At 47.2% G+C, this 26,287-nt stretch carries 26 protein-coding genes; 4 read left to right on the top strand and 22 right to left on the bottom strand.

Annotated features, from left to right (window positions below; all coding sequences use genetic code 11):
* Positions 1 to 15 precede the first annotated feature (15 nt).
* A complete protein-coding gene (gene plsY, locus ACTHUM_RS03975; protein WP_004520155.1) occupies positions 16 to 627 on the top strand; it encodes a glycerol-3-phosphate 1-O-acyltransferase PlsY in 612 nt (203 codons plus the stop codon).
* A 65-nt stretch (positions 628 to 692) separates the two neighbouring features.
* Here plsY and greB read toward each other — a convergent pair whose 3' ends face one another.
* The 12 genes from greB to ACTHUM_RS04035 form a co-directional block, all read right to left on the bottom strand.
* Positions 693 to 1,184: a transcription elongation factor GreB gene (greB, locus tag ACTHUM_RS03980; RefSeq protein ID WP_049336518.1), complete on the bottom strand. Its 492-nt coding sequence runs from the start codon at positions 1,182 to 1,184 to the stop codon at positions 693 to 695.
* Positions 1,185 to 1,258: 74 nt separating this feature from the next.
* Positions 1,259 to 2,806 carry an amidophosphoribosyltransferase gene (gene purF / locus ACTHUM_RS03985; protein ID WP_049336516.1) on the bottom strand — a complete coding sequence of 516 codons (1,548 nt, stop codon included), beginning with the start codon at positions 2,804 to 2,806 and terminating at the stop codon, positions 1,259 to 1,261.
* Positions 2,807 to 2,958: 152 nt separating this feature from the next.
* On the bottom strand, positions 2,959 to 3,492 hold the full coding sequence (locus ACTHUM_RS03990; protein ID WP_049336514.1) for a CvpA family protein: 534 nt from the start codon (positions 3,490 to 3,492) through the stop codon (positions 2,959 to 2,961).
* On the bottom strand, positions 3,485 to 4,630 hold the full coding sequence (gene ftsN / locus ACTHUM_RS03995; protein WP_049336513.1) for a cell division protein FtsN: 1,146 nt from the start codon (positions 4,628 to 4,630) through the stop codon (positions 3,485 to 3,487). Before ftsN ends, ACTHUM_RS03990 begins: the two co-directional genes overlap by 8 nt.
* A 13-nt stretch (positions 4,631 to 4,643) precedes the next feature.
* Positions 4,644 to 5,927 (bottom strand): bifunctional tetrahydrofolate synthase/dihydrofolate synthase, encoded by a 1,284-nt coding sequence (folC, locus tag ACTHUM_RS04000; protein ID WP_004520149.1) that lies wholly within the window; start codon positions 5,925 to 5,927, stop codon positions 4,644 to 4,646.
* Between the two features lie 38 nt (positions 5,928 to 5,965).
* On the bottom strand, positions 5,966 to 6,418 hold the full coding sequence (locus tag ACTHUM_RS04005; RefSeq protein WP_039862251.1) for a protein YgfX: 453 nt from the start codon (positions 6,416 to 6,418) through the stop codon (positions 5,966 to 5,968).
* 4 nt (positions 6,419 to 6,422) lie between these two features.
* Entirely contained in the window at positions 6,423 to 6,782 is a 360-nt protein-coding gene (locus ACTHUM_RS04010) for a hypothetical protein (protein WP_003747228.1), read from the bottom strand.
* Between the two features lie 63 nt (positions 6,783 to 6,845).
* A complete protein-coding gene (locus tag ACTHUM_RS04015) occupies positions 6,846 to 7,574 on the bottom strand; it encodes an amino acid ABC transporter ATP-binding protein (protein ID WP_003747231.1) in 729 nt (242 codons plus the stop codon).
* Complete coding sequence (locus tag ACTHUM_RS04020; RefSeq protein WP_004520147.1) at positions 7,574 to 7,897, bottom strand: hypothetical protein; 324 nt, start codon at positions 7,895 to 7,897, stop codon at positions 7,574 to 7,576. The genes ACTHUM_RS04015 and ACTHUM_RS04020 overlap by 1 nt, the downstream gene beginning before the upstream one ends.
* A 7-nt stretch (positions 7,898 to 7,904) precedes the next feature.
* Positions 7,905 to 8,684, bottom strand: coding sequence for a 16S rRNA (adenine(1518)-N(6)/adenine(1519)-N(6))-dimethyltransferase RsmA (gene rsmA / locus ACTHUM_RS04025; RefSeq protein WP_004520146.1), 780 nt, complete (start codon positions 8,682 to 8,684; stop codon positions 7,905 to 7,907).
* Positions 8,685 to 8,772: 88 nt separating this feature from the next.
* A complete protein-coding gene (locus tag ACTHUM_RS04030) occupies positions 8,773 to 9,372 on the bottom strand; it encodes a Maf family protein (RefSeq protein WP_049336507.1) in 600 nt (199 codons plus the stop codon).
* Between the two features lie 14 nt (positions 9,373 to 9,386).
* The gene (locus ACTHUM_RS04035) at positions 9,387 to 9,926 is read right to left on the bottom strand and encodes a gamma carbonic anhydrase family protein (RefSeq protein ID WP_049336505.1); all 540 of its coding nucleotides are present in this window, start codon (positions 9,924 to 9,926) and stop codon (positions 9,387 to 9,389) included.
* Between the two features lie 238 nt (positions 9,927 to 10,164).
* Here ACTHUM_RS04035 and ACTHUM_RS04040 point away from each other — a divergent pair, with 238 nt between their 5' ends.
* Positions 10,165 to 11,043 (top strand): DMT family transporter, encoded by an 879-nt coding sequence (locus ACTHUM_RS04040; RefSeq protein ID WP_049336504.1) that lies wholly within the window; start codon positions 10,165 to 10,167, stop codon positions 11,041 to 11,043.
* A gap of 53 nt (positions 11,044 to 11,096) precedes the next feature.
* Here ACTHUM_RS04040 and lepB read toward each other — a convergent pair whose 3' ends face one another.
* The 3 genes from lepB to ACTHUM_RS04055 all read right to left on the bottom strand — a co-directional run bounded on the left by lepB (position 11,097) and on the right by ACTHUM_RS04055 (position 14,743).
* Positions 11,097 to 12,116: a signal peptidase I gene (gene lepB / locus ACTHUM_RS04045; RefSeq protein WP_049336502.1), complete on the bottom strand. Its 1,020-nt coding sequence runs from the start codon at positions 12,114 to 12,116 to the stop codon at positions 11,097 to 11,099.
* Positions 12,116 to 13,909, bottom strand: coding sequence for a translation elongation factor 4 (gene lepA / locus ACTHUM_RS04050; RefSeq protein ID WP_049336500.1), 1,794 nt, complete (start codon positions 13,907 to 13,909; stop codon positions 12,116 to 12,118). The genes lepB and lepA overlap by 1 nt, the downstream gene beginning before the upstream one ends.
* Positions 13,910 to 14,041: 132 nt before the next feature.
* Positions 14,042 to 14,743, bottom strand: coding sequence for a 5'-methylthioadenosine/adenosylhomocysteine nucleosidase (locus tag ACTHUM_RS04055; protein ID WP_049336499.1), 702 nt, complete (start codon positions 14,741 to 14,743; stop codon positions 14,042 to 14,044).
* A gap of 204 nt (positions 14,744 to 14,947) precedes the next feature.
* Between ACTHUM_RS04055 and ACTHUM_RS04060 the strand changes: the two genes are divergently transcribed.
* Positions 14,948 to 16,078: a PilT/PilU family type 4a pilus ATPase gene (locus ACTHUM_RS04060; protein ID WP_004520139.1), complete on the top strand. Its 1,131-nt coding sequence runs from the start codon at positions 14,948 to 14,950 to the stop codon at positions 16,076 to 16,078.
* Positions 16,079 to 16,157: 79 nt separating this feature from the next.
* Here the strand turns inward: ACTHUM_RS04060 and ACTHUM_RS04065 are convergent, their stop codons facing one another.
* The 5 genes from ACTHUM_RS04065 to ACTHUM_RS04085 all read right to left on the bottom strand — a co-directional run bounded on the left by ACTHUM_RS04065 (position 16,158) and on the right by ACTHUM_RS04085 (position 21,124).
* Positions 16,158 to 17,564: a dihydrolipoyl dehydrogenase gene (locus ACTHUM_RS04065; RefSeq protein WP_004520137.1), complete on the bottom strand. Its 1,407-nt coding sequence runs from the start codon at positions 17,562 to 17,564 to the stop codon at positions 16,158 to 16,160.
* 252 nt (positions 17,565 to 17,816) lie between these two features.
* Entirely contained in the window at positions 17,817 to 18,554 is a 738-nt protein-coding gene (locus ACTHUM_RS04070) for a redoxin family protein (RefSeq protein WP_004520136.1), read from the bottom strand.
* Positions 18,555 to 18,742: 188 nt separating this feature from the next.
* Positions 18,743 to 19,528 (bottom strand): 1-acylglycerol-3-phosphate O-acyltransferase, encoded by a 786-nt coding sequence (locus ACTHUM_RS04075; RefSeq protein WP_049336498.1) that lies wholly within the window; start codon positions 19,526 to 19,528, stop codon positions 18,743 to 18,745.
* Positions 19,529 to 19,592: 64 nt separating this feature from the next.
* A complete protein-coding gene (gene mutM / locus ACTHUM_RS04080) occupies positions 19,593 to 20,420 on the bottom strand; it encodes a DNA-formamidopyrimidine glycosylase (protein WP_070504764.1) in 828 nt (275 codons plus the stop codon).
* Positions 20,421 to 20,464: 44 nt separating this feature from the next.
* On the bottom strand, positions 20,465 to 21,124 hold the full coding sequence (locus ACTHUM_RS04085; RefSeq protein WP_049336494.1) for a class I SAM-dependent methyltransferase: 660 nt from the start codon (positions 21,122 to 21,124) through the stop codon (positions 20,465 to 20,467).
* A 155-nt stretch (positions 21,125 to 21,279) separates the two neighbouring features.
* Between ACTHUM_RS04085 and ACTHUM_RS04090 the strand changes: the two genes are divergently transcribed.
* Positions 21,280 to 23,388, top strand: coding sequence for a LysM peptidoglycan-binding domain-containing protein (locus ACTHUM_RS04090; RefSeq protein ID WP_049336493.1), 2,109 nt, complete (start codon positions 21,280 to 21,282; stop codon positions 23,386 to 23,388).
* A 240-nt stretch (positions 23,389 to 23,628) separates the two neighbouring features.
* On the opposite strand, the gene ACTHUM_RS04095 is transcribed toward ACTHUM_RS04090, so the two are convergent.
* On the bottom strand, positions 23,629 to 24,633 hold the full coding sequence (locus tag ACTHUM_RS04095) for an FAD-binding oxidoreductase (protein WP_004520131.1): 1,005 nt from the start codon (positions 24,631 to 24,633) through the stop codon (positions 23,629 to 23,631).
* 79 nt (positions 24,634 to 24,712) lie between these two features.
* Positions 24,713 to 26,143, bottom strand: coding sequence for an Asp-tRNA(Asn)/Glu-tRNA(Gln) amidotransferase subunit GatB (gene gatB / locus ACTHUM_RS04100; RefSeq protein ID WP_003685244.1), 1,431 nt, complete (start codon positions 26,141 to 26,143; stop codon positions 24,713 to 24,715).
* Between the last annotated feature and the right edge of the window lie 144 nt (positions 26,144 to 26,287).

Consider the following 26,287-nt stretch of genomic DNA (forward strand, 5'->3'; position numbering starts at 1 on the left):
AGTAAAGCACCCAAAATGTTCAATGTACTCGCCATTATTGCCGCCTATCTTATCGGCTCCCTGTCTTTTGCCGTCATCGTATCAAAATATTACGGCATGGACGATCCGCGCACTTACGGCTCCGGCAACCCCGGTGCCACCAACGTCTTGCGCAGCGGTAAGAAAAAAGCGGCCGCACTGACCTTGCTCGGCGATGCAGTAAAAGGCTTGGTTGCCGTCATCTTGGCACGCTGTCTGCAAGATGCTTTAGATTTATCGGATGCAACGATAGCCCTGGTCGCCATTGCCGCATTGGTCGGTCATATGTGGCCAATATTTTTCAATTTTAAAGGCGGCAAAGGCGTAGCCACCGCATTGGGTGTCTTGCTCGCCCTCTCCCCTGCAACCGCCCTGCTCTGTGCCTTAATTTGGCTGGTCATGGCATTCGGTTTCAAAGTATCCTCCCTCGCTGCACTGGTCGCCACCGTCTGTGCCCCAATCTTCGCCTTCTTCATGATGCCACACGCCTCTTGGGCATGGGCAACCGTATTCATTGCAGCATTGGTGTTGTACCGCCATAAAAGCAATATTCAAAACCTGATTCAAGGCAAAGAAAGCAAAATCGGGGATAAAGCCGGAAAATCTTAAAAGTGTAGATGGCCGTCTGAAAATATATTTTTCAGACGGCCTTTATAGTTTTTATTCACGCATAATCAGTCAATCTTAATATATTCCACCGACAGAATCTCTATAACCTCACGCCCTTCCGGTGTATTCAAGACAACTTCATCGCCTTCGCGTGCTTTAATCAGGCTGCGCGCCAAAGGGGAAATCCATGAGATTTTGTTTTTAGCAGTATCGATTTCATCTACGCCGACGATTTTGACGGTTTGTTCACGACCGTCTCCGCGCAATAAACCAACGGTGGCGCTGAAAAAAATCTGGTCCGTGGCTTCGCGCGCTTCTGGATCGACGACAACGGCGGCTTCCAAGCGTTTGGTTAGGAAGCGGATACGGCGGTCGATTTCGCGCATACGGCGTTTGCCGTAAAGATAGTCGCCATTTTCGCTGCGGTCGCCATTGCTTGCCGCCCAGTTAACGATTTGGACGATTTCTGGGCGTTCTTTGTTGACCAGATGATAAAGTTCGTCTTTCAATGCCTGCCAACCGGTAGGTGTGATGTAATTTTTGGTTTCGGTACTCATAATGTGTCTATAACATAATTAAAGGCCGTCTGAACATTAATTTTCAGACGGCCTTTATTGTAAGTCAATTTACTTTATTCTTCATCATCATCACTATCGCTGATACTGATGCTGTGTTCCATTTTGCTTGGATGAATTTTCAAACCGCCACAACCTGATTTTTCGGTAGAGAGACGGTTTAGATACGCTTCGTCGATATCGCCGGTTTGATAAACACCATTAAAGCATGAAGAATCAAAGGATTCGATTTTTGGATTGAGTGCTTTGACTACTGCTTCCAAGTCTTCTAAGTTTTGGAAGACGATGCCATCCGCGCCAATCTCGGCTGCGATTTCTGCCGCGCTGCGGCCGTTTGCAATCAGTTCTTCACGGGTCGGCATATCGATACCGTACACATTCGGATAACGCACTTCGGGAGCAGCGGAAGCAATGTAGACTTTGCGTGCACCTGCCGCGCGTACCATTTCAACGATTTCACGGCTGGTCGTACCGCGCACAATGGAATCATCCACCAACAAAACGCTTTTGCCGTTAAACTCGGTTTCCATCGGACTGAGTTTTTGGCGTACTGATTTTTTACGCGTTGCTTGTCCGGGCATGATGAAAGTGCGGCCGATATAGCGGTTTTTAATCAGACCTTCGCGATATGGTTTTTCGAGATGGACGGCAAGTTCCATCGCGCTGGGTCGGCTGGTATCAGGAATCGGCATCACGACATCGATATCATCGACAGGCAACTCGCGTTTGATTTTTTCTGCCAAAGATACGCCCATATCCATACGGGACTGATAAACGGAAACGCCATCGATGACGGAGTCCGGGCGGGCAAAATAAACATATTCAAAAAGACAAGGGCTTAATTTGGCTTTATCGCTGCATTGACGGGAAATAATCGTGCCATCAAAACCAATAAATACGGCTTCTCCCGGCTGGATATCGCGTTCCAAATCATAGGCAAGTGCATTAAAGGCAACGGATTCGGAGGCAATGGCATAAGATTTTTTGCCGGATTCGTCAATTTGCGAACCCAAAACCAACGGACGGATACCGAAAGGATCCCGGAAAGCCAGCATGCCATATCCGGCAATCATGGCTACGACACCGTATGCGCCACGCACCAAACGGTGTACTTCGGAAACGGCGTTGAAAATATTGTCGATGGTAAGTTGATAAGGGGCTGTATTTTTAGAGACTTCGCGGCGTAATTCGTGCGCGAATACATTGAGTAGGACTTCAGAATCGGAGCTGGTATTAACGTGGCGCAGGTGTTTGTTGCATACGTTTTCATAGAGCTCTTCGGTATTGGTCAGATTACCATTGTGTGCCAAAACAATGCCGAATGGGGAGCTGACATAAAACGGCTGGGCTTCTGCGCTGCTGCCCGCATTGCCTGCAGTCGGATAGCGGACATGTGCAATGCCTGCATTACCGACCAAGTCGCGCATATTGCGGGTGCGGAACACTTCGCGCACCATGCCTTTGCCCTTGTGCATATGAAATATATTGCCTTCGGCAGTAACAATACCTGCTGCGTCCTGACCACGGTGTTGCAACATCTGCAAACCATCATACAACATCTGATTGACCGGCTCATGACTAACCAAACCTAATACACCACACATATCGTGCTTCTCCGAGTTTGAAGATTAAATGGGTAAGCTGTCATTATAAAATAATTTAGATGAGTTTGCTCAAATTGTTAACAATATGATGCTAAATTTACGCAAATAAAAACGGATTCAGACGGCCCATAGACCGTCTGAATCCGTCAAACTCAATCATCCAATTCTTCAACTTCAGCTGCTTTACCCGAAAGATGCGGCATTGCGGCATCTTTTCCAGGCAGATAAGGCATCGCAGCATCTGCAAGTGATTCAAAATACGGAATTGTGTGCGAACTTTGCCACTCTTCCGTTTTCGGCAAATCAGTGTGTGAAAAAACCATCACTGCCAGTGTCACCAAAATCACACCTTTCACAGCACCGAATACGCCGCCAAGCAAACGGTTGATGCTTCCTAAACCAACGGCAGACATCAAACTGCTCAACAGCGATCGTGCCAGTTTCTGCAACAGCCATGCCAGAAAAAACACAGCGGCAAAACCCATGGCAACCGCCAAGGAATGCGGCTCAACCGATTTAAAGACCACATCGGCAAACGGCACGGCGAGCGTTCTGGCTGCAATAAACGATACCACCCAGGCCACCATCGCTCCTGCTTCGGCAATAATACCCCGTGTCAACGAAATAATGATGCAGATGACGATGACGGCGGCCGCCAATAAATCGGCAACAGGCAAATTACTCACTGGTCACCTGACCGGCAATGCCATGTACACGCAATTTGTTCAAATCGCGCTCTGCATCGCGTGCATTTTTATAACTGGCTGATTTCACGCGATACACCTTACCTTTATCGGTCATCACTTCAGTAATGGTCGAATCGATACCTGCGGCTTTCATTTTACGTTGCAGGCTCTGCGCGCGTTCTTTTTCAGCATAACCAGCCTGAATAGCGGCTTTTTTAGCAGGCTTGGCTTCTGCTTTTTCTTTTTCAGCTTTAGGTTTGGCTTTTTCAGACGGCTTCTCGGCAGTTTTTACCTTATCGGCTTTTTCTGCTTTGGCCGTTTCTGGTTTAGCCTTCTCATTTTTTGGTTTTTCAACTTTGGCTTCTGCTTTCTTAGTAGGTTCGGCCTTGTCTTTTACGCTGTCTTTGCTGTTTTTGGCAGATTTACGCTCGGCAATGGCTTTCTCTGCTTTTTCCAATTGTGCTAATTTATTGCGTTCAGCAGCAGCTTCACGCTCTGCTTTTTCAGCACGCGCTTGAAGTGCACGTTTTTTAGCAGCCAATGCGTTTTCTTTTTCATCCGCTTCCTGTTGGGCTTGTGCCTTGCGTGCCGCAGCACGTTGTTCTGCCTGGCGTTGGCGGCGTTCTTCGGCTCGGCGCTCCGCAGCTTCGCGTTTGGCGGCCTCAGCTCGTTGAATACGCTCAGACTCTTCCAAACCTTTAATATTGCCGTCATCCAAAGTATCATTAATCAAAACCAACGGCTCGCCGACATCTTCGGGAGCAGACTCACGGTTTGGCTTCAATACTTCAACCGGCGCATTGTCTTCTTCGTCGCCGGCATTTTGAGGTTTGCTTTGCGCTTCGGCATCCGCATGGCGGGCTGCTTCTTCAGCCATCGCAACATCCTCTTTATTCGGCTCTAAAACAACGGCCTTGCTCGGCTCATCAGCCGTTTTGACTTGGCTCTGACCGACAGGTGCTTCTTTAAACGGTGAATTTTTATCGTCGCCGGAAGTCAGTGCCAGACCGAACAGCATACCCGATGCCACCACCAAGCCGGAGGCTAAGACCAAGCGACGGCGGTTGCGACGTTTGAGTTGTTCGTAACCGTCTAAATCGTATCCGTTTGGAGTTTCTTTTTGTTTATTGTCGGACATGATAATTTCCTCGTTAGTGTTCTTTCAAAACAGCCATTACATCGGCAACAGTATGGAATGAGCCGAAAACAACGATTCTATCATTTTCGGTTGCTTTAGCCAAAGCAGCGCGGTAGGCAGCAGCGACAGTTTCAAAAACATTTACATTGTCGATGCCGTGTTCAGCCAGTTTGGCCTGCAAAGCCTCTATCGTCATGCCGCGCGGTACATCTAAAGGCGCGATGTTCCACTCGTCAAACTGATCTTTAACGATTTCCAGCACGCCATCAATATCTTTGTCGGACAACATACTGAATACAGCAGTACGTTTTTGGGCAAAGGCAAGGTTAATCAGACTGCGGCGCAAAGCACGGGCTGCGTGCGGATTGTGGCCGACATCCAAAACCACCAGCGGACGGCCGGGCAAAACTTGGAAACGTCCAGGATTCTCAACCAACAGCAAACCGCGTTTAATCGCGCCGATATCAACCGGCAATTGTTCGTTCAAACACTCCAACACCGTCAATGCACACGCGGCATTGGACAACTGATAGGCACCGCGCAAAGCAGGAAACGGCAAGGAATTGCGGTTACGGCTTTGGCCGTCTGAAGATTGCGGATGGAAGCGGTAGTTCCACTGTACGCTTTCCATTGATGCAAAATCAAAATCTCGCTGAACCATCAACAGTTTTGCGCCAATTTCTTCTGCGTGTTTGACCAATGATTCAGGCGCAGGATTCTGACCGCACACAGCTGGTTTGCCACCACGGAACACTCCGGCTTTTTCAAAACCGACCTGCTCAACGGTATCGCCCAAAAATGCCTGATGGTCCAAATCCACGCTGGTAACGACCGAGCAGTCGCCGTCAAATACATTCACAGCATCCAATCGTCCGCCCAAACCGACTTCCAAAATCATTACGTCCACATTTTCACGCATGAAAATATCGACGGCAGCCAAAGCATTAAACTCAAAATACGTCAGCGAAATTTCGCCGCGTGCCGCTTCGATACGCTCAAATGAGGAAATAATCAATTCATCTGAAACCGGCTGAGTATTGATGGCGATTCGTTCGTTGTAACGCAGAAGGTGCGGACTGGTCAGCGTACCGACTTTAAAACCGGCTTCTTTATAAATATGCGACAAATAGGCGCATACAGAGCCTTTGCCATTTGTACCCGCCACCACGACGACAGGACATTGCGGCACCAAATTCATGCGTTTTTTCACTTCTCCCACGCGTTCCAAACCCATATCGATAAGGCCGGAACTATGGGCAGTCTCCAAATGAGAAAGCCAGTCTTGTAATGTTTTCATTGTATTTATCGCTTCAAAAGGCCGTCTGAAACGGCCGTTTAATCTATATCTGCCGCAAGTTCTGCTTTGTCTTCTTTTTCACGGCACCAGCGCGCCCACACTTTCAGACGGCGGTAGGCATCGCGGTCGGCCATATCGGGCAAGATGCAGTGTTTGACTATTTTCCCGTCAACATTCCATTGCAAAAACAAAGCATAAACCGTCAACATACTGCTGTCTTGCAAAACCGCACTTCTTCCCTCTGCCTCGTTATTCAAATAAACCGTCGCACGGTATTGGCGGTCGATGATGATTTTTCTGACCGCATTTTGAGTCTGAAAATTAACGCTGCGCCAAGCATAGGCAAAACTGCCGGCCAATGCCGCCAAACCCAGCCACATCATCCAGCCGTAAAACTCGACAAGGCATAAGGCCAACGCCGAAAGGTGTAAGGAAACAATCAGAATTTTCAAAGAACGCGAGGGCTTTAAGGCCGTCTGAAAACTTCTCACGGCTTTACATCATATTGTCGAAAACAGGCGTAATGTTCAATTCCGCCTCTTCCATATCCAAAACCATATCGTGGATTTCGGTATCGAAAAATTCCCAAAAAGCCTTCAAGCTCATGTCTTGCGGCCATTTGCTTTTATCAATGTCCCAGCCTGCCAATTCGGCTTCAAAAATCTGCTGGTAGCGTTCGTCAAAATAGGAAATGACGGATTCGGGTTCGTCAAATTGCGGCACAAGGAATACTGAGCAGTTGGTGCGCAGTTGCTCGACGGTCAGGTCGGGCATATTTTCATCGGCGGATTTCAGCCATTCCAAAAAACGGGCGGTCGGCTTCAGCACAACAGCAGTACGGTCAACAAAATACATTATTTTCAACTTTCAAAATCATTCAAACCGATCATGCCGTCTGAAATTTCAGACGGCCCGAGTTTAATGTGTCATCACCTGTTGCAGGAATTGTTTGGCACGCTCGTGTTTCGGATTGGTAAAAAATTCTTCCGGCGTTTCATCTTCCAGAATCTGGCCTTTATCGACAAAAATCACACGGTCGGCGACTTCGCGCGCAAAACCCATCTCATGGGTCACACACATCATGGTCATGCCGCTTTCCGCCAAGTCTTTCATCACTTTCAATACTTCGCCGACCATTTCAGGATCAAGTGCGGAAGTCGGCTCGTCAAACAACATCACGCGCGGCTCCATCGCCAAACCGCGTGCAATCGCCACACGCTGTTGCTGACCGCCGGAAAGCTGGCCGGGCAGCGCGTCTTTTTTATGCGCCAAGCCGACACGTTCCAAAAGCTCCATCGCTTTCTTTTCCGCCTCTTCACGGCTTTGGTTTTTCACTTTCATCGGAGAAAGAATAATATTTTCCAAGACAGTCAAATGCGGATACAGATTGAACCCTTGGAACACAAAGCCCACTTCTTCGCGCACTTTGTTCAAATCGGTTTTCGGATCGGCAACATTGATGCCGTCCACCCAAATCTCGCCGCTTTCAATGCGCTCGAGTTGGTTTACCGTACGAATCAGCGTCGATTTGCCACTGCCCGAAGGACCGCATACAACGACCACTTCGCCTTGTTTGACTTCCAGATTCACGCCGTTGATAACGTGCAAATCTTTAAAATGTTTGTGTACATTTTTGAATTTAATCATTATTTCTTTCCAAACTGCCAAAATTTTCGGGGCTTAAGTTTCGCTTGCCGCTGCCAAAGCAAAGGAATGGCCGTTTCAAGCCAAAAACGGCAGCTGACTATGCCGTCGGAGGTTCCACCTTGATTGTACCGATTGACTTTAAATTGCTCTTCCCTATCGAGACGATGCCCGGTCAATACCCAAACTGCGCCGATAATTGCCGCTTCAAAACGGTGCCGCTCAGGCGGCATATCCTTACCGGAAAAATACTGCGCCAACTTGCGCCACAAATATGAATTACCTAGAAACCCCCATTGAATAGGAGGTTGCTTAAAAATTGCCATCACTGTTTCAGACGGCCTTTTGAACCAGATAATTGCTCAATGCCACATATTTTTCAGCGGCAATGTGTTCTGCCCTGTCCTGCGGATTGATGCCGACTGCCTGCAAATCATCATCGCCGGCAAGTTCCTTCAAATTATTGCGTATGGTTTTGCGGCGTTGATGGAAAGCCAGTTTCACCAGTTTGGCAAAATGTTCAAAATCTTCCGCTTTACCAATGCGGTGTTTCACCGGAATCATGCGCACGACGGCCGAATCTACTTTCGGCGCAGGATCAAAGGATTCAGGCGGTACTTCAATCAACATTTCCATATCGAAGAAATATTGCAGCATTACGCCCAGACGGCCATAGTCGTTGGTTTTCGGCTGCGCCACCATGCGTTCGACCACTTCTTTTTGCAGCATAAAGTGCATATCGATCACATCGTCTGCCACTTCGCTCAATCGGAACAAAAGCGGCGTGGAAATATTGTACGGCAGGTTGCCGACAATTTTTTTCTTGCCTTCAATGCTGTTAAAATCAAACTGTAATACATCGCCTTCGTGTATCACCAATTTGTCTGCAAACGGCAAGGTTTTCAGACGGCGTACGATGTCGCGGTCGATTTCGCAAACATGCAGGCGGTTGAGTTTTTTCGCCAAAGGCTCGGTAATGGCTGCCAAGCCCGGGCCGATTTCAATCACGATATCATCGGGCTGCGGTCTGACCGCATTGACAATATCGCTAATAATCCGCGTATCCTGCAAAAAATTCTGCCCGAAGCGTTTCCGGGCCTTATGTTCTTTCATATCTTTCTTCAAGCAAGCTGTTTAAGGCAGTATTGTAACTGAAACAGGCGTTTTTGTCGGCACGCTTTCAGACGGCATTTGCCTAATTTTAAGCAAACGGCGGCGCTTCCAAACCCAAAGATTTCAGTAGTTGCGCGGTCTCATAAACCGGCAAACCCATCACGCCGGTAAAACTGCCCTGCAAATGCTCGACAAATACGCCGCCCAAGCCCTGAATCCCATACGCACCGGCTTTGTCCATCGGCTCGCCGCTGGCAACATAGGCTGCAATCTCCTCAGCCGTCAACGTTTTAAAGCGCACTTCGCTCGTCTGCACCACATCATGGCGCACGCCTCGCCAGTAAACGCATACAGCCGTCAGCACTTGATGCGTCCGTCCGGACAAGCGTTCCAGCATATCGACCGCATCCGCCTCGGATTCCGGTTTACCCAAAATAGCCGCACCATCCGCCACCGTCGTATCCGCCGTTAATACAGCAAACTCAGGCTCTTGATCATGAGCAGTAAACCATTGCGCTACCGCTACCTGATTTTTCTCGCAGGCCATACGGCGCACATACTCTACTGCGGCTTCGCCTTCTTTGGGGGTTTCATCAATATCCGCAGGAAGGCGGCGTACCGTGAAACCTAAATTCTCCAAAATCTCACGACGGCGCGGACTGCCCGAGGCCAGATAAATTGCGTTCATTGTATTGAACTTCCTTATTTTGAAATTTTATGCTGTCCGAACAGGCGGACATAATGCGCAGCCGAATACGTCAAAAATGCCTTTTCCTCATCCGTCAGCGGACGCACTTGTCTCACAGGCGAGCCGACGTATAAAAAACCGCTTTCCAATCGCTTGCGCGGCGGCACCAAACTGCCCGCGCCTATCATCACATCATCTTCGACAACCGTATCGTCCAAAATAATTGAACCCATGCCCACCAAAACACGATTTCCAATTCGGCAGCCATGCAGCATGACCTTATGCCCAATCGTCACATCATCGCCGATAATCAGGGGCGAACCGTCAGGCTTCGCCGCATTCTTATGCGACACATGCAAAACGCTGCCATCCTGCACATTGCTGCGCTTACCGATAGAGATACTGTTCACATCGCCGCGCAATACAGCATAAGGCCAAATCGATACATCTTCCGCCAGCGACACTTCGCCAATCACTACCGAAGTCTCATCTACAAAACAAGACTCATCAACCGACGGCACATAATCCAAAAACGCACGAATAGGGTTTGCCATTTCCAATAATCCTTTTCTCAAAACCAAAACTGATCAGGCCGTCTGAAAACACGGCGTAAAACGATTTTATACTACAACAATACGAAATCAAGCCAGAAAATCATCAAAAGGCCGTCTGAAACAGTTTTCAGACGGCCTTTCATCATAAACCCTTTATCTTGGCTTACCACTATTTATCATTAACGCCTCATCTGTCTTTTATGGAATAATCGTCTTCATTTAATTCTTGGAGAAGCCGATGAACACACGTTCAGGAAATTATGCAGCGCCCCTGCTAGTCGTCGGCTGCGTCGTCTTCGGCTTGGGCAGTTTGATCGTCAAATTTGTCGATGTCGGCTCTTACGCCATCGCATTCTGGCGCTTGCTGATCGCCGCCCCTATATTCTTCCTGCTCGGGCGTTTTTTCAGACAAAAAATGCCCACGAAAAGAAAAACAGTTGGCTACGCAGTCTTATCCGGCGTTTTCCTCGCATTCGACCTCGCTCTGTGGCATGAAAGCATTCACGCCGTAGGCCCCGGCATTTCCACCTTGCTCAACAGCCTGCAGATTTTCTTTTTAGCCGCCATCGGCTTCTTCTTTTATTCGGAACGTCTAAGCGCCCTGCAAATTTTAAGTTTGATATTGGCTACCATAGGCGTAGCCTTAATCGGCAGCCCAGAATTCGGTCATAACAACAATGCCGCATGGGGATTTGTCAGCGGCGTAGTGTCCGGTGCTATGCTGGCCCTGTCTATGGTTTTCGTACGCAAAACCCATGAACAGGAAAAAGTCGGTTTGTTTCCACTGATGATGATTTTAAGCTTTGGCGGCGCAATGGCGCTGGTCATCCCATCTCTGCTATTCGATGCCGCCCATCTTTACCCCAAAACTTTAAACGATGTGATTCTAGTCTCCATCTACGGCATCGTTATGCAATGCTTTGCTTGGGCATTGATTGCTTACGCCATCCCGCTTTTATCCTTGTCACTGACCGGCCTACTACTGCTCTCCGAACCAGTTGCCGCCATGTTGATCGATTATTTCTGGCTAGATAAACCGATTAACGCCGTCCAATGGAGCGGCGCTACTTTGACTTTATTGGCGATTTATTTAGGTTCGTTAAAAGACAAAAAATAGATACCAAAAAGGCCGTCTGAAAAATTTCAGACGGCCTTTTCATCTGTTATTGCTTATTTAATACTGGTACCGATACGGCTGAGTTCGCCAAAGTTCATCCAAACAAAGAAGGCTTTACCGACAATCAACTTGTCATCGACAAATCCCCAGTAACGAGAATCGGCGCTGTTGTCGCGGTTGTCGCCCATCGCGAAATAACGGCCTTCGGGAACTTTACAAATAAAGCCATTGCCGTCTTCTGCGTACTCACAATTTTCCAAACCGCTCGTTTCAAGCGAGTAATTGCTTTCAGGCATTACTTCGGAGGTGTATTTGTTCAATACGGCAATGGATACGGAAGGCTGACCGGCTTCTTTGACCACATCAAAGTTTTTGCCGTTCAAGGCCGTCTGAAAACGCTCAAGCGTATGAATCATAGACGGATCGGTATCATCTGCGTATTGATAATTGCCGTTTGGTTTTTCGGGAATAATTTCACCGTTAACAGTCAAAACCTTATCACGATATTCCACAACATCACCCGGAATACCGACGATACGTTTGATGTAATTCATCTCAGGCTGAAGTGGGTAATTGAACACCACGACATCGCCTCGGGCAATATTGCCGACAGGGATAATGACCTTATTCAAAATCGGCAGGCGGATACCGTAAGAAAATTTGTTTACCAAGATAAAATCGCCTTTGACCAAGCCCGGACGCATGGAACTGGACGGAATTTGGAACGGCTCAGCAATAAAGCTACGCAATACAAAGATAACCAAGATGATAGGAAAAAAGCCGCCCATGTAGTCGGTAAAATGTGCATTGTCTTCGCCGGTTTCGCTTTTTTTCAGACGGCCTTTATGGATTGCCCAAACAATACCGGTGAACACGACAAACACCAGCAATACGGCGGTAAAGCTCATAAATTCGGACAAAATTCCGAATACGCCGACCATGCACAAGAGATAACTCCATTGCAAGCCGGAGCTCCATTCGCCGTTTTCCTGACGCTCTTTGCTGCTTTTGAAGTTGAGGACCAAGCCGGCCAGCAGTACAACGATTGCGCCTAAAGTCAGATTTATACTCATTATTTATCACTCACTTGCAGAATCGCCAAGAATGCGCTTTGCGGGATTTCCACATTGCCCACTTGTTTCATGCGGCGCTTACCTGCTTTTTGTTTTTCAAGAAGTTTTTTCTTACGCGTAATATCGCCGCCGTAACATTTCGCCAAAACGTTTTTACGCAGGGCTTTGACGTTTTCGCGGGCGATAATCTGGCTGCCGATGGCGGCTTGGACGGCGATGTCGAACATTTGGCGCGGAATCAGTTCGCGCATTTTTGATGCCAGCTCTCGACCGCGGTGAACGGCGCTTTGACGGTGCACAATCAGGCTCAAGGCATCGACTTTTTCGCCGTTGACCATAATGTCGAGCTTAATCAAATCAGACGGTTGGAACTCTTTGAAATGGTAGTCCAACGAAGCATAACCGCGCGAAGTCGATTTAAGCTTGTCAAAGAAATCCATTACGACTTCGTTCATCGGCAAATCATAAGTCAGCATGACTTGACGGCCCATGTATTGCATATTGACCTGAACACCACGCTTTTGGTTACACAAAGTCATGACGTTGCCGACATACTCCTGCGGCACAAGAATGGTCGCAGTGATAATCGGCTCAAGAATAGTTTCGATGGTGCTGATTTCAGGCAGTTTGGACGGGTTTTCAACTTCGATTTTCTCGCCGTTTTTCAACACGACTTCATAAACCACCGTTGGCGCAGTGGTAATCAAGTCCATGTCGAACTCGCGCTCCAAACGTTCCTGCACGATTTCCAAATGCAACAGACCCAAGAAGCCGCAACGGAAACCGAAGCCCAATGCTTGGGAAACCTCAGGCTCAAATTTCAACGAAGCATCGTTCAGCTGCAATTTTTCCAAAGCGTCACGCAAGGCTTCGTAGTCGTGGCTTTCCACAGGATAGAGGCCCGCAAATACTTGGCTTTGTACTTCTTGGAAGCCGGGCAGCGGCTCAGAGGCAGGGTTGGCAACCAAAGTCACCGTATCGCCGACTTTCGCCTGACCCAATTCTTTTACGCCGGTAATCAAAAAGCCTACTTCGCCGGCTTTGAGTTCTTGTTTTTGAACCGATTTCGGCGTGAATACACCCAGCTGCTCAACCTGAGTTTCCGCCTTAGTGCTCATAAAGCGCACTTTGTCTTTCAGCTTGATGGTGCCATTTTTCACACGAATCAACATAACTACGCCGACGTAATTGTCAAACCACGAATCGACAATAACCGCTTGCAACGGCGCATTTTCATCACCAGTCGGCGCAGGGATTTTGGCAACGATCTCTTCCAAAACATCTTCCACACCAATGCCGCTTTTTGCAGAACATTGCACCGCACCAACGGCATCAATGCCGATGATGTCTTCAATTTCCTGCTCCACGCGATCGGGTTCTGCTGCAGGTAAGTCGATTTTGTTCAAAACAGGCACAACTTCCACGCCCAAATCAATCGCGGTATAGCAGTTCGCCACGGTTTGCGCTTCTACACCTTGAGACGCATCGACCACCAAAAGCGCACCTTCGCAAGCCGACAGCGAACGGGATACTTCGTAAGAGAAGTCGACGTGTCCCGGAGTATCAATCAGGTTGAGCTGATACACCTGCCCATCGCGTGCTTTATAGTTGAGCGCGGCGGTTTGCGCTTTAATGGTAATGCCGCGCTCTTTTTCGATGTCCATGGAATCGAGCACCTGCGTACTCATTTCGCGCAAATCCAAACCGCCACAGTATTGGATAAAACGGTCAGCAAGCGTAGATTTGCCGTGGTCGATGTGGGCAATAATGGAGAAATTCCGTATGTTTTTCATATTGTTATTAAGATAAATGCAATTAAAGGCTGAAAGGCCGTCTGAAAAAACAGGGATTCGGTTTTCAGACGGCCTTAGAATAAGGTTGAATCGTTCCGTATTCTAACGGAAATTCAACGCTTTTGCATGATTTTATAGCGATTTGACAATCTCGGTCACCATCTTCGCCGAGCTGACGGCAGCCGTTTTCAAAAACTCTTCAAAGCTAATGTCCGCTTTCTCATCTGCCGAATCGGATACGGCACGAATAATCACAAACGGCACTTCCAACTGGTGACAGGTTTGCGCAATCGCCGCAGCTTCCATTTCAACTGCTTTTACGTCAGGAAAATGACTGCGAATTTCCGCAACACCTTCGCTGCTGTGTACAAAACGGTCGCCACTGACAATCAGGCCTTGCGTTACGGCCGCACCTTCAAACACTTGCGCTGCCTTTTCTGCTTGACGAATCAGGTTTGAATCCGATACAAACACAGCAGGAAGTTGCGGTACTTGTCCCCAAACATAACCAAAAGCCGTTACGTCAACATCATGATGCGCCACAGTTTCGCCGATAACCACATCGCCAACCTTCAGACCTTTACCCAAACCGCCTGCACTGCCGGTATTGATGACGCAATCCGGTGCAAACTGATGAATGACCCAAGAAGTAGAAACCGCTGCATTGACCTTACCGATACCACTCAAAACCAATACCATGCGTTTTCCAGTCAATTCGCCTTCATATGCCGAGAATTTACCGAAGGACACATGCTTGACATTGGCCATACTTTCACGCAAAAGCTCGATTTCCTGTTCCATTGCGCCGACCACGGCAATTGTTTGTACTGACATCTCGTTACCTTTCCATTCACTAATCGAGCAACATTATAACAGCAGAATTTAAAATCACAGGGATACTGAAAAATCTGCTATATTCCCAACACGACACTCAATTTAAAACAGATTGCCGCTCTAGCGGGCAAAACAGCAAATAATGATTGCTTCTGTTATAATTATTCTCAATAAAATAACTCTATTTTAAATATCTAAATTCTTATGTTTGACGAAAATACTCCGGGCGCAAAAGAAGAATTGTTCGCTTGGCTACGCCATATGAACAAATACAAAGGCTCCGACCTTTTCATTACCACCAATTTCCCGCCTGCCATGAAAGTGGATGGCAAAATCACACGACTGAGCGATGAGCCGCTGAGTGCTGAAAAATGTATGGAAATCGCTTTTTCGATTATGTCTTCCAAACAAATCGAAGAATTTTCTTCCACCAACGAATGCAACTTCGCCATCAGCCTGCCCGATACCAGCCGCTTCCGTGTCAATGCAATGGTTCAACGCGGCGCAACTGCATTAGTGTTCCGCTCCATTACCAGCAATATCCCTAAATTTGAAACGCTCAATCTGCCACCGATTCTGAAAGACATCGCCCTCAGAAAACGCGGTTTGGTTATTTTTGTCGGCGGTACAGGTTCGGGCAAGTCCACTTCCCTCGCCTCCCTTATCGACTATCGAAACGAAAACAGCTTCGACCACATTATTACCATCGAAGACCCGATTGAGTTTATCCACCAACACAAAAACTGCATCATCACCCAACGTGAAATCGGTGTAGATACAGAAAATTGGCCGATTGCATTGAAAAATACCCTGCGCCAAGCGCCGGATGTTATCCTGATTGGTGAAATCCGAGACCGCGAGACCATGGACTACGCCATTTCCTTCGCGGAAACCGGCCATTTGTGTATGGCGACACTGCACGCCAACAGTACCAACCAAGCGCTGGACCGCATCATCAACTTCTTCCCCGAAGAGCGCCGTAACCAGTTGCTAACCGATTTATCGCTCAACCTGCAAGCCTTTATTTCGCAACGCCTGATTCCCCGTGAAGGCGGACGGGGACGCGTAGCGGCTGTCGAGGTTTTGCTCAATTCGCCCATTATTGCCGACTTGATTCGAAAAGGCGAAGTCCACAACATCAAAGAAATGATGAAAAAATCAACTGGCATGGGCATGATTACTTTTGACCAAGCCTTATATGATTTGTATGAAAACGGCGATATCAGCTATCAAGACGCCATTAAAAATGCCGACTCCGCCCACGATTTGCGCCTAGACATTCAATTACGAAGCCGTCGTGCGCAAAATGCCGGTCCAGATTTAGAATTGATTTAAAAGTAAAAGCTTCAAAGCATAGAAAAGGCCGTCTGAAACCTTACTATGAGTTTCAGACGGCCTTTATTCCATCAAATAATCAAGCCTGTTTCAATTTTGCATCGGCATCACGCAATGCAGTGCGCAAACCTTCCTCGATAACCGGATGGTAGAACGGCATATCCAGCATTTGCGGAATCGTCATCTTCATTTGATGCGCCCAAGCCATCAAGTGTGCCAAATGTTCGGCAGCAGGGCCGACAACTTCCGCACCAATGAAACGGCCGGTTGCTTTCTCAGCATACAAACGCATATGGCCTTTGTTTACCAACATAACGCGGCTTCGGCCTTGGTTTCGGAAGGAAACTTCGCCGATGACAAACTCGTCAGGTTGATATTTCGCTGCAACTTGCGCGTATTTCAAACCGATAGTGGCAATTTGCGGACTGGTAAATACCACGCCGATTACGCTACGGCGCAAACCGCCCTCAATATTCGGGAAAATAGCGGCATTATGACCGGCAATTTTGCCTTGGTCGGCAGCTTCGTGCAGCAGAGGCAGTTGGTTGGACGCATCGCCTGCGATAAAGATATGAGGAATGCTGGTTTGCATGGTCAGCGGATCAGCAACGGGCACGCCGCGCGTGTCTTTTTCGATATTGATATTTTCCAAACCGATATTATCCACGTTCGGACGACGGCCGGCGGCAGCCAAAGCATATTCGGCATGGAACACGCCTTTTTCGCCATCTTGTTCCCAATGAACTTCAACATTGCCTTCTGCGTCCAATTTGACTTCGGTTTTGGCATCCAAATGCAAAGTCAACTCTTCACCAAAAACAGTTTTGGCTTCTTCAGCGACAACAGGGTCGGAAATACCGCCAATAGCACCTGCCACGCCAAAAATTTCAACTTTTACGCCCAAACGGTGCAAAGCCTGACCCAACTCTAAGCCGATTACGCCGGGGCCGAATACGGCCACACTCTTAGGCAGGGTATCCCAAGAGAAAACATCATCGTTCACAATCAAGCGATCGCCCAAAACTTCCCATTGCGGGAAAATCACAGGGCGTGAGCCGGTGGCAATCACAAAACTTTTTGCAGTGATTTGCGTATGGTCATCGATTTGGACGGTGTGTTCATCAACAAATTTTGCCGTACCCATAATACGCTTGTCGGCAGGCCACTCTTCTACATCGCTGACTACAAAACCGACAAAACGGTCGCGTTCGGACTTCACGCGGTGCATGACTTCTTCGCCGTTTACCGTTACGCTGTCTTTATCCAAATGCACGCCAAACGGATCGGTATGCAAAGCATGATGGCGCGCTTCTGCTGCGGCAATCAAGAGTTTAGAAGGCATACAGCCCACGCGCGCGCAGGTCGTGCCGAACACATTATTTTCAATCAGGTAAACATTGTCTGTATGAAGTCGGGCATTGCGAAATGCGCCCATACCGGCTGTACCGCCACCCAGTACTACCACATCTGCTTGAATCTTTTTCATATTTTATCCTTACTGTCTATATCCAAACCGATATTGCCATCAGGTTATCCGTTTTCAGACGGCCTAAACTTCACAAACTATCAAAATTTAAAAATCAATAGCCAATACCTAAATATCGATTTAAAACAATAATCTCAAATTCTACTTGCGAATATAGAGTTATTCAGAACGCCGAATTGTAAACGCCGTCTGAATAACTCTATATTTTATCTTTCAGACGGCCTGTTTAAACCGTCTCAAGCATACAGGCGATTAGTTTTTAGCCAAGTAAGCTTCCAAGTCTTCGCTACCGCCGATGTATTTACCGCCGATGAATACTTGAGGAGCAGTCATCTTGCCGGTAATAGCGCGTACGGAAGTAACAGTTGCATCTTTGCCCAATACGATTTCTTCGTAAGACAAGCCTTTGTCTTGCAGAGCTTTTTTAGCTTTAGCACAGAATTGGCAGCCAGGTTTGGTGAAGATGGCAACAGACTCTTGAGCTTTCCAGTCAGGAGCAATGTATTTCAACATAGTGTCAGCGTCAGACACTTTGAAAGGATCACCTGGTTCTTCAGGTTCGATAAACATTTTTTCAACCACGCCGTCGTTAACCAGCATGGAATAACGCCAAGAGCGTTTACCGAAGCCCAAGTCTTCTTTGTCAACCAACATGCCCATGCCTTCAGTGAATTCACCGTTGCCATCAGGGATCATGTAGATGTTGTCGGCTTCTTCTTCAGCAGCCCAAGCGTTCATTACGAAAGTGTCGTTTACAGATACGCAGTAGATTGCGTCAACACCGTTTTCTTTGAACGCACCAAACAATTCGTTGTAGCGTGGCAGGTGAGAAGAAGAGCAAGTTGGAGTAAATGCGCCAGGCAGAGAGAACACGACTACTTTTTTGCCTTTGAACAAATCATCAGTAGAAACATCTTTCCAAGTGTCGCCAACGCGAGTGTGGAATACTACGGAAGGTACTTTTTGACCGGTACGATCTTGCAAAGCCATTTTTAAGCTCCTTAAAAATTCGGGTTTGAGAAATGAATCAATGCTTGCATTTTAATGCAGGCCTATCGATTTGTATAATTTATAGTTCAAATAATATTAATTACATCAAACTATCAATTCAATTAAACCGAAAACAGCTATTCCTCTAAATGAAGGCCATCTGAAATAAAACAAGTGCCTGACTGAAATTATTTTTTAGGTAAGGGCTGAACGGGCGAATCCGAAGCCACAATTTCGCCGATGGCTGTTTCCGCAATATCTTTCAAAGCATAGCGGTCTTTATCCGGCATATCTGTCGGTTTGTATTGAGGCGAGAAATCCAAACGGATACAGATTTTCTTCATCGAAACAATGCGCCATAAAGATTGAAACAGGTTTACCTCCGCATAAGACGGCAAGTCCGTCCGTTGTCCTTCGCCATCATAATAGCGCAAGGTCACTGCTTGAATCGGCGCTTTCGCATCAATCGCCGATTGAAACAGGGCTGCTTTAAACGGCAAAATACCCAAGCCGGAAGAAGTACGCGCTTCAGGGAAGAAGCTGACATTCTGTCCTGCTTTCAATGCCGCGCAAATCGCCTGGTTAATAGGCTCGATATCTCGGCGGGAATTGCGGTTGATAAACACCGTGCCGGCATTTTTACCCATTTTCCCCAAAACCGGCCAACCGCTGATTTCCTGCTTGGCAATAAAACTGCTCGGATAAACGGCGCTCATGGCAAAAATATCCAACCAAGAAACATGGTTGGCCACTACCAATGTACCGCTCACATTGCCTTGAGGCGGTACGCCGATTTCCAATTCAATATCCAAAGCATCCAATGCGCCTTTTCCCAAAACAACCACAGCATGATTGCGTTCCTCTGCATTATTGCCATCGATGGCACGCAAATTCCGGCCGGTTCGGAACAACCAAGCCGCCAAACGGCAAAGTCTGCCCAGTCGTTTAAAAAAAGGAGCTTTTTGTTTAGACATAAAATTTCTTCTGTATGGTATTCATTATTTTCAGACGGCCTCTGACATTTAAGGCCGTCTGAAACTATTTCTGGCAATTTGGACAATAAAACGTTCCACGCTGCCCCAAAGTTTCTTTAAAAATCAGCCCGCCACATTGGACACAAGGCTCATTGTGACGGCCATAGACCGTATATTCCTGCTGAAAGTAGCCGCTTTTGCCATCGCTATTGACAAAGTCCCGCAGCGTACTGCCGCCCGTTGCAATCGCCCTTTGCAGAACCGCTTTAACGGTTTCCACCAATAATGCGCATTCTTTCTTGGTCAGCTTATTTGCCGGATGCAATGGCGAAATACCTGCCTTAAACAGACTTTCATTCGCATAAATATTGCCAACACCAACCACCACCGCATTATCCATCAGCGCTAATTTGACTGCACGCTTTTGGGTTTTCAATTTCTGATACAGGTAATTTGCATCAAAATCGTCCGAGAGCGGCTCCGGCCCCAGTTTTTCCAACAGCGGATGATGCTCGGCAATACCCTCATACCACAATACCGCACCAAATTTACGCGGATCGTGATAACGCAATACGGTGCCGTCATCAAATACAAAATCTAAATGATCATGCTTATCCGGCGTGGCGATGCGCTCATCATCGGCGGTAAAAATCCGCAAACTTCCGGACATACCCAAATGAATAAGTAAAATACCCGTTTCAAAAGTAATAATCAAATACTTCGCACGCCGACTGCATGCCAAAACTTTGTGCCCAGCCAAAATTTGCGCCAAGTTTGGATGAATAGGCCATCTCAATTTAAACTGGCGAATAATGACTTTTTCTATCTTCTTGCCATCAATATGAGGCGCGATTCCGCGTAAAGTCGTTTCCACTTCAGGTAATTCAGGCATCGTTATTCTCCAAATTCATCATTAATATACAGGCCGTCTGAAAACTATTCGGCCAAACGTGCCGTACTTAAAGCAACCGTATTGCCATCAAATGCAGATTCCAATTCAGGCAAAGGATGGACACCAATCAAATGTTTCGTTAACACCATCCCATAAACCGCTGCACACTGCGGCCACCACCTATCCCCTGCCTTTTCCATAAACCGCCAAAACTTCAAAGCAGAAGGCGAATTCACAGCAGGCAGATAATCCATAAACTGCCCATATTCTATTTCAAAACCAATATCCGCAATTTTTCGTTTCAACTCAGCCAGAGCCAAGCATTGAGATTTCAAAGGCAGCTTTTCCCCATCAAACCAAGAGCTCAACCCCCACAAAGATTTAGGGTTGAACCCCGTCAAAATCAATCTGCCTTCAGGTTTTAATATCCTAAACGCCTCTTGCAACACCAAATCTGCAGATGAAACTTCCAAAAGATGGGGCATCAATAACACATCCACGGAATGCGTTTCAAATGCCAACATTTCAGCATCCATCCGCACATCGCGAGGCACTACAAGCATGTTTTCAGACGGCCTCTGCCATACACCGCCCAATTGAACCGCCACCTGCCTATTCAAATACTGCAAATGCCGTCTGAAAAAATCCGCCTCTTTTTGAGCAAGATATTGTCCCATTGGCGTTTGCATAAAAAAAACTTCCATTAAAGGCCCCCTATGCATCCCGACTTGTGTGACAGAATTTTAACACCACGGCCACATCACACAAGCAAATTCCCTGCTCGACTTGACGTTTAAATGCTGAAACGATACTATCAAAAAGACGAAATTTTATTATATATTTGATAACTTTATTTACTATGGCAAAACTAAAAACCATCGCTCTGACCGTTTCAAGCCTGTCGGCGGTTTCCGCCACAGCCTACGCACAAAACGCTACACCCAACCAAGTCGGCATGGCCATGATGCGCCTCAACTCCGCCCTGCTCGACCAAGCCAAAGCACAAACCTTCGGCTCCGGCAGCTTATGGGCATCGTTGCGTAAAGACTTCCGCATCAACGAAGTCAATACAGAACTGGTTCGCCGCCATGAAAACAAATTTGCTGCAAACAGTGCATATTTCGACCGCACCATCTCCCGCAGCAAACCTTATATGTACCATATTGCCAATGAAGTTAAAAAACGCAATATGCCCGCCGAAATCGCTTTGCTGCCCTTCATTGAAAGCGCATTCGTAACCAAAGCCAAATCACACGTCGGCGCATCCGGCCTGTGGCAATTTATGCCGGCTACCGGCCGCCACTTCGGCTTGGAAAAAACGCCTTTGTATGACGGCCGCCACGACGTTTACGCCGCTACCGATGCTGCATTGAACTACCTGCAATACCTGCACGGTATGTTCGGCGACTGGTCTTTGGCGCTTGCCGCTTACAACTGGGGCGAAGGTAACGTCGGCCGTGCCGTAAACCGCGCCCGTGCGCAAGGTTTGGAACCAACATACGAAAACCTGCGTATGCCGAACGAAACACGCAACTACGTTCCAAAACTATTGGCAGTACGCAATATCGTTGCCAATCCGCAAACCTTCGGTATGAATATCAGCGAAATCAGCAATCAGCCGTATTTCAAATCTGTCAGCATCGACAAACCTATTGATAACAGCACAATCGCTCGTTTTGCAAACATCAGCGAAAGCGAACTGTTGGCACTCAACCCAGGTTTCAATGCCCCGGTATTTATCCCTAAAAACAATCGTCGCCTGTTGTTGCCGGTTTCTGCGGTTTCTGCATTTGAAAAGAACTACCGCAATGCCAATCCAGATACCCTGATGTCTTGGGATATTTATACTTCTTTGGGCAACAAGAAGCTTAACGCCATTGCCAACGATACCGGCATGAGCGTAGCCGAACTCAAACGCCTCAACGGCCTGAGCGGTAGCGCCATTTCTGAAGGCCGCAGCATTTTGGTGGCTAAAAACTCAGTTACCCAAAGTCAAGACATTATTAACTTTATCGACAAAGACAATACGCCGGATACTTACCAATCCAATATGCCGGCTATGTCGCCGATTATTGCTTCAAGCGTAGCAGAACCGGTTAAAGTTGCTCAAACTACCGTGACCAATATTGTTGCTCCTGTTGTTCCACAGTCCAGCAAACCGGTTGACTTTATTGCACGCAGCAAAACTGAAAACGTTACTTCCGTAGCGGTAACAGAAACCAAGGCGCAGCCTCAAGTTGCAAGTGCGGAAGTAGCCGCCCCTATTGTAGCCATGACCCATATTACTGCTGAGCCTGCTGCCACAAATGTTGCTGAAGCACCAAAAGCAGCTATCCCTGCCGACTTGACTGCACCGACTGTTGCCGCAAACGATGTAGCCCCTACTCCAGCAGTTGAATCTGTTGCTGTTGCTCCGGTTCAAGAAGAGCATGATGACCTGATGGCTTTGGTACAAAGCCAACCTGCGGAGGAACCTGCAGCGACTGTTGCTGAAGCGACTTCTGAAGCCAAACAAGTTCAAACTGTTGTGACTGCCGAAAGCGCTCGTACAGCACGTATCGCAGCCAATACCGCTAAACAACAACAACGCATCAATGCGCGTCTTGCCCGTGTAAATGGCCAACAAAACACACAAACTGCAGCACTTGCAGCAGGCACACACCGTGTGGAAGATGGTGATACGTTGTTTAATATCTCCAAACGTTACAACTTGAGCGTAGCTGATTTGATTATTGCCAACAACATCAAAGGCAACAATATCAGAAAAGGCCAAATCCTCCGTGTTACAGCTACTCCGGCAAAAGTCCGCAGCAACCCGGTTCAAAACGTTTCCTACACTGTACGTAAAGGCGATACCCTGAACACCATCGCCAGCCGTTTCAATGTTGATATTAACGATATCCGCCGTTGGAACCGCAATACCCGTACCGTATCTCCCGGTCAACGTTTGAAACTGATTGGTAGCTAATATTATCTTTAAAACAAAGGCCGTCTGAAAGATTCAGACGGCCTTTTTCTTGATGATAGATAATCAAGTTAATGTTTGATAACAAACAGAATAGTCTTTACTTAAAGATAAAAATATTTTTTGAAAATTACTGTATAAAAAAAGAGTGTGCAAAAACACACTCTCTTCTTCAAACGAATTGTCGTCAAACCCTATGCTAAATACCCTTATCCAAACATATGAATTCCGTAAAATATATTCCTATGCCGGTGAAAAAGCATCACAGAAGAAGGCATCTTCCGGTAAAGCGCAATTTTGAGTCAGCAAACTTTGCGCACTCTCGGTCATAGCTGGTGACCCACAAGCATAAACTTCGTATTGGCTCAAATCAGGATAATTTTGTGCGGCAACATTTTGCACGTACCCATTCTCCCCTTTCCAATCGGAATCAGGCTTAGAAAGAACAGGCGAGAATTTCGCATTTTTCAGACGGTCTATTAATGCTTCTGCTTCTTCCAATGCGTACAAATCCTCCTGCTGACGTGCTCCCCAGTAAAAATGAACCTGACGTTCGCTATTCTGATGAATCAAATCAAGCAAGATGCTGCGGATAGGTGCGTAACCTGTACCCGTTGCCAACAAAACAATCGGTTTATTGCTGTCCTGTTGCAAAGTGAATGTACCTAATGGCCCTTTAACGCGGACAATGCCTTTTTCTTTGATTTTAGGCTCGGCACCAAAAATCATTTCTGAGCATACGCCGTTTTCACGTTTGCGGATATGCAGGTCCAAAACACCTTCTTGGTCAGGAGAATTGGCAATTGAATAGCTGCGGCTGATATTGCCGGGAAGCAGCAAATCAATATATTGTCCGGCATAAAATGCAAATGACGGCGCTTTAGGCAAAGCCAATCGCAACAAAGCAACATCATGTTTGATTTCAATCGTTTCAATGCGTACAGGCAAAGTGCGCACCGGCAAAGCATTTTGATTAAAACCCGGCACATTGATTTTGAGGTCGCTCTTTGCAGTGGTACAGCACAATAACACTTTACCTTGTGCTTTTTCTTCTTCACTGATGGCTTTATCAATATGTTTGCCCATTTCAAATTCGCCACTAATCAACTCAGCCTTACACTGCCCGCAGGCACCACTTTTGCAAGAATGAGGCAAATTTAAATTCTGACGGGTTGCGGCAGCAAGAACAGTTTCGTCCTCATTCGCCGTAAATGTAGTTTGATCTGGTAAGGTAATGGTATGTGTCATGGTATTTAGAATAAATTTATTATCAAAAACAAAGGCCGTCTGAAAATAAAACCTGTTTTCAGACGGCCTATCCTATCTATCAAGCCAATTTGGCTTTAATCAACTCTTGAACCTGAGCCGGATTGGCCTTGCCTTTACTTGCTTTCATCACTTGGCCGACAATCGCATTTAAGGCTTTTTCATTACCGGAACGGAATTGCTCAATGGCTTTCGCATTGTTTGCCAACACTTCATCCACCATCGCTTCAATTGCGCCAGTGTCAGTAATCTGTTGCAAACCATGTTTTTCGATGATTTCGGCAATACCTGCTTCAGGCTCAGCCCACATCGCTTCAAAAGCTTTTTTCGCCAATTTGCTGCTTAATGTTCCATCTGCAACTTTAGCAACCAACTCGGCAAGGCGTGGAGCTGTAATCGGGCTTTCAGCCAATTCCAAACCTTCTTTGTTCAAGGTAGCGGCAAGCTCGCCGTTCATCCAGTTCGCCGTCAATTTACCTTGGCCGCAGGCTTTGGCCGCTTCTTCAAAATAGGCAGCTTGGGCGCGGCTGGCAGTCAACAGGCGCGCATCATAGTCAGACACGCCGTAATCGGCAACAAAACGCGCCGCCATTTCATGCGGCAACTCAGGCATTTGCTCTTTGGCCTTTTGCAATTGGCCGTCTGAAATAATGACCGGCAGCAAATCCGGATCCGGGAAATAGCGGTAATCGTGCGCATCCTCTTTCAAACGCATCACACGGGTTTCGCCTTTTTCAGGATCAAACAGCATGGTTGCCTGCTGTACTTTACCACCATCTTCCAAAATTTCGATTTGCGCTTCCACTTCATAATTGATGGCTTGTTCCAAGAAGCGGAAAGAGTTGAGGTTTTTGATTTCACGGCGTGTACCGAACTCGGCCTGACCTTTTGGACGTACAGAAACGTTGGCATCAACACGGAACGAACCTTCCGCCATATTACCGTCGCAAATATCCAGCCAAGTCACTAAACCATGCAACGCTTTAGCATATGCCACAGCTTCGGCTGCGGAACGCATTTCAGGCTCGGAGACAACTTCCAACAAAGGCGTACCGGCACGGTTCAAGTCGATACCGGTAGCACCGTTCAAACCTTCATGTACGGATTTACCCGCATCTTCTTCCATGTGCGCACGGGTAACATTGATGGTTTTAACCTCGTCACCCACTACGATTTCCAATTTGCCATGCTCAACAATCGGCAAATCCAACTGACTGATTTGATAGCCTTTCGGTAAATCAGGATAGAAATAGTTTTTACGGTCGAACACGTTTTTCTGATTAATTTTCGCATCCAAAGCCAAACCGAGTTTGATGGCTTTTTCGACGACTTCGCGGTTCATTACCGGCAATACGCCCGGCAACGCACACTCAACCACGCTGGCATGGGCATTAGGTTCGGCACCGAATGCAGTGGATGCGCCGCTGAAGATTTTGGATTGGGTGTTGAGTTGGACGTGGATTTCCAGTCCGATTACGGTTTCCCAAGTCATAAGGGTCTTTCTGTCGAAAAAAAAGTTAATCGGTTAAATGAGTGATTCGTTTTTCAGACGGCCTGAATAAAAAACCATAACAGGCCGCCTGTAAGATAAGTTTATTTCCTGCGGCGTTGGAAACCGGGCAGTTGCCAATGGAAA

This window comes from Neisseria sp. P0021.S006, from assembly GCF_051956895.1.